At 45.0% G+C, this 7,986-nt stretch carries 10 protein-coding genes and 1 pseudogene; 6 read left to right on the top strand and 5 right to left on the bottom strand.

Annotated elements, in window-relative coordinates; genetic code table 11:
• A pseudogene (locus tag B3180_RS14965) lies at positions 1-307 on the top strand (hypothetical protein); the annotation flags it as partial.
• A gap of 11 nt (positions 308-318) precedes the next feature.
• Here the strand turns inward: B3180_RS14965 and B3180_RS14970 are convergent.
• The gene (locus B3180_RS14970; protein WP_278358943.1) at positions 319-780 is read right to left on the bottom strand and encodes a methyltransferase family protein; all 462 of its coding nucleotides are present in this window, start codon (positions 778-780) and stop codon (positions 319-321) included.
• Positions 781-816: 36 nt separating this feature from the next.
• Here B3180_RS14970 and B3180_RS14975 point away from each other — a divergent pair, with 36 nt between their 5' ends.
• The 3 genes from B3180_RS14975 to B3180_RS14985 all read left to right on the top strand — a co-directional run bounded on the left by B3180_RS14975 (position 817) and on the right by B3180_RS14985 (position 3,256).
• On the top strand, positions 817-1,356 hold the full coding sequence (locus tag B3180_RS14975; protein WP_222235972.1) for a DUF1415 domain-containing protein: 540 nt from the start codon (positions 817-819) through the stop codon (positions 1,354-1,356).
• Positions 1,357-1,441: 85 nt separating this feature from the next.
• Complete coding sequence (locus tag B3180_RS14980; protein WP_199495091.1) at positions 1,442-2,830, top strand: diguanylate cyclase; 1,389 nt, start codon at positions 1,442-1,444, stop codon at positions 2,828-2,830.
• A gap of 216 nt (positions 2,831-3,046) precedes the next feature.
• Entirely contained in the window at positions 3,047-3,256 is a 210-nt protein-coding gene (locus B3180_RS14985) for a cold-shock protein (RefSeq protein WP_054490368.1), read from the top strand.
• Positions 3,257-3,317: 61 nt separating this feature from the next.
• Here B3180_RS14985 and B3180_RS14990 read toward each other — a convergent pair whose 3' ends face one another.
• Together B3180_RS14990 and B3180_RS14995 are read right to left on the bottom strand one after the other, a co-directional pair.
• Positions 3,318-3,650: a helix-turn-helix transcriptional regulator gene (locus B3180_RS14990; protein WP_222235971.1), complete on the bottom strand. Its 333-nt coding sequence runs from the start codon at positions 3,648-3,650 to the stop codon at positions 3,318-3,320.
• A gap of 3 nt (positions 3,651-3,653) precedes the next feature.
• A complete protein-coding gene (locus tag B3180_RS14995; protein WP_222235970.1) occupies positions 3,654-4,049 on the bottom strand; it encodes a hypothetical protein in 396 nt (131 codons plus the stop codon).
• Between the two features lie 223 nt (positions 4,050-4,272).
• Between B3180_RS14995 and B3180_RS15000 the strand changes: the two genes are divergently transcribed.
• Positions 4,273-4,932 (top strand): SDR family oxidoreductase, encoded by a 660-nt coding sequence (locus tag B3180_RS15000; protein WP_278358942.1) that lies wholly within the window; start codon positions 4,273-4,275, stop codon positions 4,930-4,932.
• 60 nt (positions 4,933-4,992) lie between these two features.
• Here the strand turns inward: B3180_RS15000 and B3180_RS15005 are convergent, their stop codons facing one another.
• Entirely contained in the window at positions 4,993-6,018 is a 1,026-nt protein-coding gene (locus tag B3180_RS15005) for a phospholipase A (RefSeq protein ID WP_278358941.1), read from the bottom strand.
• A 185-nt stretch (positions 6,019-6,203) separates the two neighbouring features.
• Positions 6,204-6,671 (bottom strand): hypothetical protein, encoded by a 468-nt coding sequence (locus tag B3180_RS15010; protein ID WP_271332236.1) that lies wholly within the window; start codon positions 6,669-6,671, stop codon positions 6,204-6,206.
• A 445-nt stretch (positions 6,672-7,116) separates the two neighbouring features.
• Between B3180_RS15010 and B3180_RS15015 the strand changes: the two genes are divergently transcribed.
• On the top strand, positions 7,117-7,677 hold the full coding sequence (locus B3180_RS15015) for a hypothetical protein (protein ID WP_222235968.1): 561 nt from the start codon (positions 7,117-7,119) through the stop codon (positions 7,675-7,677).
• The last annotated feature ends 309 nt before the right edge of the window (positions 7,678-7,986 follow it).

Here is a 7,986-nt window from a genome sequence, read left to right on the forward strand (position 1 = left end):
ACAAGTGCATGCCGTAACCGGAACTGATGAGATTATTGGTTGGCGAAGCCAGGGCTTTAGAGTGACCTTCAGCGATGACATTGCAACGCGTGCTTATATAGACGCAGCCTCCGGCGACGTGATTGATCACCGTAACAGCAGTTGGTGGTTAAGTGACTGGATGTTCCGTTTACACTTTATGGACTACAGCGGTGAACGCGACTTCAACAGCCTTCTGAACATTGTTGCGGCAACCGCTGCGCTCTGGTTTAGCTTGTCGGGCCTCATTCTACTGGGCCGGAGCTTAAAACGGCGGCAGCTTTTTTAAATTAAGCGGCGCTACCACCAACGGCCAGTTTTCTGACAGTAATCTTTATAAGTTTCACCAAAGGTTTCTTTCAGAATACGTTCTTCTGGAATAATCTGAAAGCGGTTCATGTAAGCCACATACAACGCTAAGCCCCATAACGAAAACACACTACCCAGAAAAACGCCCCACGACATTAACAAAAAGAAAAAGCCTAAATACATTGGGTTCCGCGTTCGCTGATAAATACCCGTGGTGACCAGTTCTGTACTTTTGGCAGGGTCGCGTGGGTCTACTGTTGTCTGTGCACGCCGAAAACCAATAACACCCAGCAAGGGTAATAACACGCCTAATGCCAATAGGAAAATAGCGGCAGCGCGCTGACCAACATAAAACTGGTTAAAGGCTTCCGTGTAATGGGCGGTTAACCACATTAGCCCGGCAACAACGGCAACAACCAGCACGGGCGGTACTTTGAGTTCAAGCGATTTCATGGCAAAGTGGCTTCCTTTTCGGAAAAGATACGAAAAATGACGACTGATACAGCTAAGATTATTGAGCAAACCCGCCATTGGGTGCAACAGCTGATTGTAAAGTACAACATCTGCCCTTTCGCGCGCCGCGAAGTTGAGCGTAAGAGTATTCGATATGTGACAGCTGCTCAGCGCGAACCTCAAGCCGTGCTGCAACAATTACTGGATGAAGTTAACCACCTGGACGCGACGCCTGAAACTGAAACCACATTGCTTATTCTTCCTTCCGGGTTTGAAGGCTTTTATGACTTTCTGACTCTGGTTGATATTGCCGATGCATTGCTTGTTGAAGAGGGTTACGAGGGCGTTTATCAACTGGCGCATTTTCATCCCGACTATTGTTTTGACGGTGAACCACAAGATGACCCGGCTAATTACACCAACCGGGCTCCTTACCCGACCTTACACTTGCTGCGTGAAGCCAGCATTGAAGAGGCGCTGAAAAGCTACGATGATCCGGAATCCATTCCGGAACGAAATATAGAGTTTGCCCGCCGTAAGGGTAGCGAGTTCTTTAAGGCAATCTTATCCGAATAGTTTACGACACTTTGCTACACTGTTAGTTAGTATCGTTAGCAGTTATGCTGGCTCGTACCCTTGAGTTTTAAAGCGACGAGGCGCTATGTCAACAAACCGTATTACTCATAGAATTATTGAACAGCTGCCAACGATGGTAGCTTATGTTGATGTTGAAAGACGTTTTCGCTTTGTGAATACGGCTTATGCCTCGTTTTTTGATTTAACGCCGGATGACATGCTGGGTAGACCGGTAACCGACGTGTTGAGTGACGAATCTTACCAGCGGGTAAAGCCAAATCATGACCGTGTGTTTTCTAGTGGTGAGAAGCTAGAGTTTTCAGACGTTATTACTTTCCGAAACGGACGTAAGTGCTTTTTGGATATTCGCTACCTGCCTGAATTTGATGAGCAAGGTAAGGTCATTGGTCTTTATGCTCTTATTGAGGACGTAACGGACTATTACGCATCGGTTGATGTTATGCGCACCATTCATGAAGTGATTCATAAACGTGGACGCCGGATTGACCCCGCCTCCATTGATGAGTTACTAAAAGTTGGTGTGGATTACTTAGGTGTTGATATTGGTACCGCCAGTTCCATTAAAAACGAGACTTACACCATTGAATGGGTGCAAACCGCAAAAATGGATTTTCCTGCCGGTACGCAATTACCTCTGGCGACAACCTACTGTTCGGTAGTACTTAAGGCCAATAATTTAATTCATACCAATGACGCTTCAGAAGATCCACGCTTTAAAGATCACTCCAGTTTCCAGACTTACGGCCTGGAGACCTACATTGGTACGCCTATTATTATTAACGATATAACTTGGGGCATTTTAGGGTTTTCCCGCAAAAACAGACGGGCGGAGCCTTTCAGTGAGCTTGAAGTCGAAATGGTAAGAATGATGGGTACTGCAGTCGAAACCGTTATTGCTGAGCAACAGGTTCGTTCCGACCTAATTCGCCAACGGGATGATATGGCGGTTATTGCCTATACCGATGCTTTAACCGGACTTAAGAATCGTTCGGCGGGTATGGAAATACTTGAGCAAAGCTTAATACGGAAAAACGATGAGCGCGGATGTGTTGTTGCCGTTATTGACTTTGACCACTTTAAAGCAATTAATGACACTTACGGGCACGATGTGGGTGATAAAGTACTAATTGCAGGCACCGGAGCCATGTCAGAAGCCGTTCGTAGCAGCGACAGCGTTGTCCGGGTGGGTGGTGAAGAGTTTATGGTGGTATTGGCTTACGCCGATCATGAGAGTGCGACGCAAGTACTGGAAAGAGTGCGTCAGGCGGTAGAAGAGACAGTCATTACGCTCGATTCAGGGGAAATTATTAACCCAACAGTCAGTATTGGCGCCTCGGAGAGCCGAGCGGAAGATGACGTTTCCAGTATTTACAGAAGGGCTGATCAGGCGCTGTATAAGGCTAAGCGGGCAGGTCGTAACTGTGTTGTCTGGGCAGATGACACTGACGCATAAATTTATTATCAAAATAAAGTGATAAATCGTTTGACTCACAGTGCAATAGGCGTAGACTCCACTGCGTCGGATAGATAGAAAGACAGTTAGTTAAAAAACTCCACTTCGTTGACCTATTATTATTAATACCATCGTCCTGTAGTTCTAAGTTCTTATTTTTACCCGCATCATCGGCCTTTAACGGCCACATACTTAAAAGTTACAGGAAGATATATTATGTCTGATAAAATTACTGGTTCAGTAAAATGGTTTAACGAAGCAAAAGGCTTCGGTTTCATCGAACGTGAAAACGGCGCAGACGTTTTCGCACATTTCAGCGCTATTTCTAGCGACGGTTTCAAAACCTTAACTGAAGGCCAGCGCGTTGAGTTCGCAGTAACTCAAGGCCCTAAAGGTCCTCAGGCTGAGAACATCGTAGCGCTGTAATTACGCGCCTCGAAGTCTAAAAAGGCAACCCTCGGGTTGCCTTTTTTATGCCCACTTTTCATTAGCGGTTAGTTAGCCAGAGTGTTAAGCCAATACCAATAGCCATACCTAACAGCAGTGTGATTAACATGGGCAGTGCATCTAACCAGCTCGGTGACCGTTGTTGATTTACTGCGTTACTGACTTTGGGCTTTGTGGCAGAGTCTGCTCCGATAACCTGTCGCTCTATTTCGTACACACTACACAGGGCTGCAACGGTCTCCTGTGACGCTATGCCATCTTTTTCAACGCGTTGTATGGTCCGTAAGCTGACTGCGCAGGCATCCGCCAGGTGCTGCTGTGTCCAACCTCTTTTATTCCTTAGCTCTATGGCTTTAGCTGCATCAATTTGCATAGCTTACCCCATTACCTTTAACGCTATGGTGGCTGCTAAATAACCAAAGGCCATACCGGCCAGAAAAAATAAAATGAGGTTACGGATAAAAACTTTCTTATTATCAAAAGCGGAACGAGTTTCGGTTTTTATGACCTTGCCGTCCGCCATCAAAGTACATTCCACCCGACAGAACAGAAAACCGGTCACATTGAAGCGTAGTTCGTACGAAGTGCCATCAACCTGAAACTGATGGCGACTGGATAAGCCCAGGTTACGTTTTTTTGATACCGATACGCCGTCGACCAGAATTTCTTCTTTACCGGTAAGGCTGGAAGCATTTGCCGTAATAGTATGGCCGTTATGCTCAAATTCAAAACGATACGCTAAATACAGCTTTTCAGTCAGAGATTGTTTCATTGCGATTCACCTTTTTATTTGTTTTAAAGAATACACTCTTCGTGTGCTGAATAAAGCTACCAGTGTTAGAAAAACAGCGTGACGTCAGTTTTGAGCCTGTCATATGACAGTGCTCTGTCGTAATGCCTACAAGCCTTATGCTACTTGTAAATGTCAGTAAAATGGCGATCTAAATTCAGTAAAAGTTACGTAGAATCAGACAGAGAAAAACTCATGGAGGTGGATGATGAAAGTAGCTGTTATTGGAGCGAATGGAAAAATAGGTCAGCATTTGGTTGAGCAGATGCAGCACGCAAAAACACATGAAGTGATTGCGGTGGTGCGTAAAGAAGCGCAGCAAAAGGCATGGCAGGAACGAGGTGTTACCGCCAAATTAGGTGATTTAGAAGGACCGGTTTCAAAGTGGCAGGAGCTTTTTGACGGCGTCGATGCCGTGGTCTTTACCGCTGGTTCAGGTGCAAGTACCGGTGACGATAAAACATTGTTGGTTGATTTAGACGGTGCGGTAAAAACTATGGAGGCAGCAGAAGCAGCCGGAGTTAAGCGTTATGTCATGGTCAGTGCGTGGCAGTCTAACAACCGGGAAAACTGGGCCGATTCTTTACTTCCCTATTATGCTGCAAAACATTATGCAGACCGGGAGTTGATGCGTACAAACCTTAACTGGACCATTGTTCGCCCGGGGGCATTAACGGACGAAGAGGCGACCGGTAAAGTGGTTGTTGGCGATTCACTGGCACCGGGCTCTGTGCCTCGTGAAGATGTTGCCAGCGTTCTGCGACGCTGCCTTGACGAAAATGGAACGGAGCATAAAGCTTTTGATTTAATGGCAGGCGACAGCGAAGTCGAGCGTTCGCTACAGTCGATGAAAGGAATGGCTTAGTGCCTAAGTTTTACGGCTGGAGTATCCTCTTGCTCCAGCCGTTTTTATCCATTTAAGCCGTTATAGAATGTTGTTTAAAGCTATGCCGATACCAAAGCGAGTCTGTTTATGGTTGTAATCAATGAGACTCTCTCCGTAACCGGTAAATATTGAGGTATAACCTATAAATTTACCGCCAATAGGGAAGGTCCAGTTGAGTTCTGCTGACCCTCTGCCGGTATCAATGGCATGACGAAGGCGAAGAATGTATTCAAAGTCACCATCGCTGTAAGCCGTGGTGAATTCGTAGTCGCCAACGTAGTCGGTAATGTTCGGGTTGTCATCTCCGCTGGACTGCATAGGGTCGGTTTTTCTGTTTTCCTGTAAGCGTATCCAGGGTTTTAGGGAAAAAACAAAACGGCCTTTTTCAACAAAAAACTGTGCATAAAATCGGTTCCAACTACGCGACAAAGGCTGGCTGCGACCGTTTGATAAGTGTTCGGCACCAAAAACGACCCCCGTATTTGTGCCAAAAGGATGCCAGCCGGTTGGTGTGGCATAGAAAATTTCAGGCATGTAATTGGTTTCACGGAACGGCTTGGAAATATCATCGGAGTACACCTGCCACCACGACTGCACGGTTAAACCGAAGAAAAGTTTATCTTCTTCAAACAACAAGCTTTCTCTATTGAAAGGTACTTTAAAGCTGAACTGAAACTTTGCTTCGTAGTCTTCAAGGTTTTGCTCGTAACCATCTACGCTCGCATACTGTTCGCGGTTAATGTTGTTACTGGTAATTACCGGCAGTAAATAATTGCGACGGTGCGGAGTTAAAACATAAGGGTCAAACTGAGTAACCTGCTCACTTTTCATGCGGTTAGTTAAAGCGCCAGGTTGCTCAACGGCATCGACTTCAACAATGTCCTCGTCCTCAGCAGAGCGAAGTTCTTCTTCACACTGAGCCCGAACATCCGCAATAGTGACTTCAGCATTGGCGTCATTCATTTTACCTAGCAGGCATTGCTGCATATTTGAGAGTTCTTGCGCCTGGACATTAACCGCTACAGCGGAAACTCCTGTCGCAAATATCCAGATCCATTTTCTCATAAGCGCAATACTCCTTTACTAAGACTCCCTGTACTATAGCGTAAGAGAGGGTTTTAGATCACTCGCTCATTCGAAATTGAGTGTAAAGGGTTGGGGAAAGACTCGTTGCTATGAAAGGCTCTTAAGGACCAACTTTGTCATACTTGCTGTACTCAGAGGCTCGCAAGCTAAACGCGTCATTACTCTTATCGTTTGGGTGAAAGGTAGAGAGGTTCACTCATACCGATGATATTGTTTCTGCTTTTAGTCTTTTTTTGATGAATAGCTACTTGGTATTTGAGTGGTAACTGCATTTTTTTCAATACTTCATCTGAATAATCCGCACTCGTCGATAAAGGAGTAGTCCATTCCATTGACACTGAGCCGCTCCTTGAGTCGATTTGGCAAGGATCGTTTCCTATGGTTTGGGTCACCCATTCACCTTTTCCCGTCGAAAACAAGACTGAGCACGTATATAGACCATCAAGTGCTTTGTAGTTCTTGATACTATAATCAAACTTTACATGTAACTGGTGCTTATCGGTTCTAGGCGTACCCACTTCGGAGACTTTTAGGTTACTAATGACCGCTTGGCTGTCACTCACATCCGAGTAATTTTGCGATGTACATCCGGTAAGAAAAGCAACGATCACGAGCCCTAGAGTTTTCTTCATCTTTATCCTCCTTGAATACACAACATTCTCTTCATATTGAGGTGTTGCATAGCGAGCAACATTAAGCCCCGACTTTCAAGTTAACGTTAAACCAACAAGTTGAGTAAAACAACCGCATACTACAAATTGGCGCCGCTCACGAGTTCCCTAAAGCCATTAGCGTAACCTCAGTTACTAATAAAACCGCTGCAAGTTGAAGAACATTAAAAACATTAAGAAAAATTCAAATTCCGCTTCTCGCTCCAATCGGACTTTCGTCGGTGTAACGCATAACCAATGTTAGGTATCATGCAGTCGGTAGGGCTTAAACGAGTGCTATTCAGGTTATTAATAGTGTATCTTGGTAGCGGTATTTTTGCGTTGACCTAAGGATCAGTACCTAACTGTTGAGCGAGTTACACCGTCCGCACGCAAAATGCATAAATGTGGTACACAAGGAGCTAAAGTGATCAAAAAGTTGTCATTGGTGTTGATTCTTACCTCGCTTCCATTGCTAGCGTGGTCGTTCGTAAAACCGGTTAGATTGCTTTTTCCACATTTAAACGGCATGAAATGTCACAACTCGGTTTGTGTCGAGCACACAAAAGAAATGGAAAAAGCCGAAGAGTCGTACGGATCCGCCTTCGATGCAGTCTCTTCTGCTGGAATACCTCTTCGCTCAAAGCCTATATTTGTATATTGCTCCACTTTAGAGTGTTATCAGTCGTTCGGAGGAGGCTATGAGCGGGCCATCTCATACCCTTTTCTTGGTACGGTTATAGCTCCCGCTTCTTGGCAAAGCTACATTACTCAGCATGAATTGATTCATTGGTTTCAATTTTCCGAAATTGGTGCTGTTGCGACAATGATGAAACCGGAATGGTTCAGAGAAGGAATGGCCTATTCATATAGCAACGCACCCGATTCAGATATCCCTGAGCACTACCTGCCCTTGATGGAAAGATACAATGATTGGCATTCTAAAAAATCATGGACGGAAGTTATTGAACAGGCGGGTGAGCTCTGACTTGAATAGCTTATCAACCGTACTCAATCCTACATAGAGTGCACTATCTCTTTATATTCGATATCTAAGGGCCTGCGTTAATGTCAGCTTCGAGCGATGGACGGACATTGAATTTGACTTAAGTCGACTTAATCTATTAATGCTAAGTATCCGGCCAAACAGGTAAAATTTTGTTTAATATTGTCTTACTACATTAATCTGGGCACTATTGGACCGATCACGGCAAGACTTCTTAATTTAAAGTCCCTCCCTATGATTCAAAGTTAAAAAATAACCGTGCGTTGCTCAATGTCTATAACAGTGGGATTG

It is taken from the genome of Idiomarina sp. UBA4206 (assembly GCF_002383015.1).
Classification (GTDB): Bacteria; Pseudomonadota; Gammaproteobacteria; order Enterobacterales; family Alteromonadaceae; genus Idiomarina; species Idiomarina abyssalis.

Excerpts from the sequence above, each read along its gene's own strand:
- B3180_RS14970 (WP_278358943.1), bottom strand. The coding sequence starts at position 780 with ATGAAATCGCTTGAACTCAAAGTACCGCCCGTGCTGGTTGTTGCCGTT.
- B3180_RS14975 (WP_222235972.1), top strand. The coding sequence starts at position 817 with ATGACGACTGATACAGCTAAGATTATTGAGCAAACCCGCCATTGGGTG.
- B3180_RS14980 (WP_199495091.1), top strand. The coding sequence starts at position 1,442 with ATGTCAACAAACCGTATTACTCATAGAATTATTGAACAGCTGCCAACG.
- B3180_RS14985 (WP_054490368.1), top strand. The coding sequence starts at position 3,047 with ATGTCTGATAAAATTACTGGTTCAGTAAAATGGTTTAACGAAGCAAAA.
- B3180_RS14990 (WP_222235971.1), bottom strand. The coding sequence starts at position 3,650 with ATGCAAATTGATGCAGCTAAAGCCATAGAGCTAAGGAATAAAAGAGGT.
- B3180_RS14995 (WP_222235970.1), bottom strand. The coding sequence starts at position 4,049 with ATGAAACAATCTCTGACTGAAAAGCTGTATTTAGCGTATCGTTTTGAA.
- B3180_RS15000 (WP_278358942.1), top strand. The coding sequence starts at position 4,273 with ATGATGAAAGTAGCTGTTATTGGAGCGAATGGAAAAATAGGTCAGCAT.
- B3180_RS15005 (WP_278358941.1), bottom strand. The coding sequence starts at position 6,018 with ATGAGAAAATGGATCTGGATATTTGCGACAGGAGTTTCCGCTGTAGCG.
- B3180_RS15010 (WP_271332236.1), bottom strand. The coding sequence starts at position 6,671 with ATGAAGAAAACTCTAGGGCTCGTGATCGTTGCTTTTCTTACCGGATGT.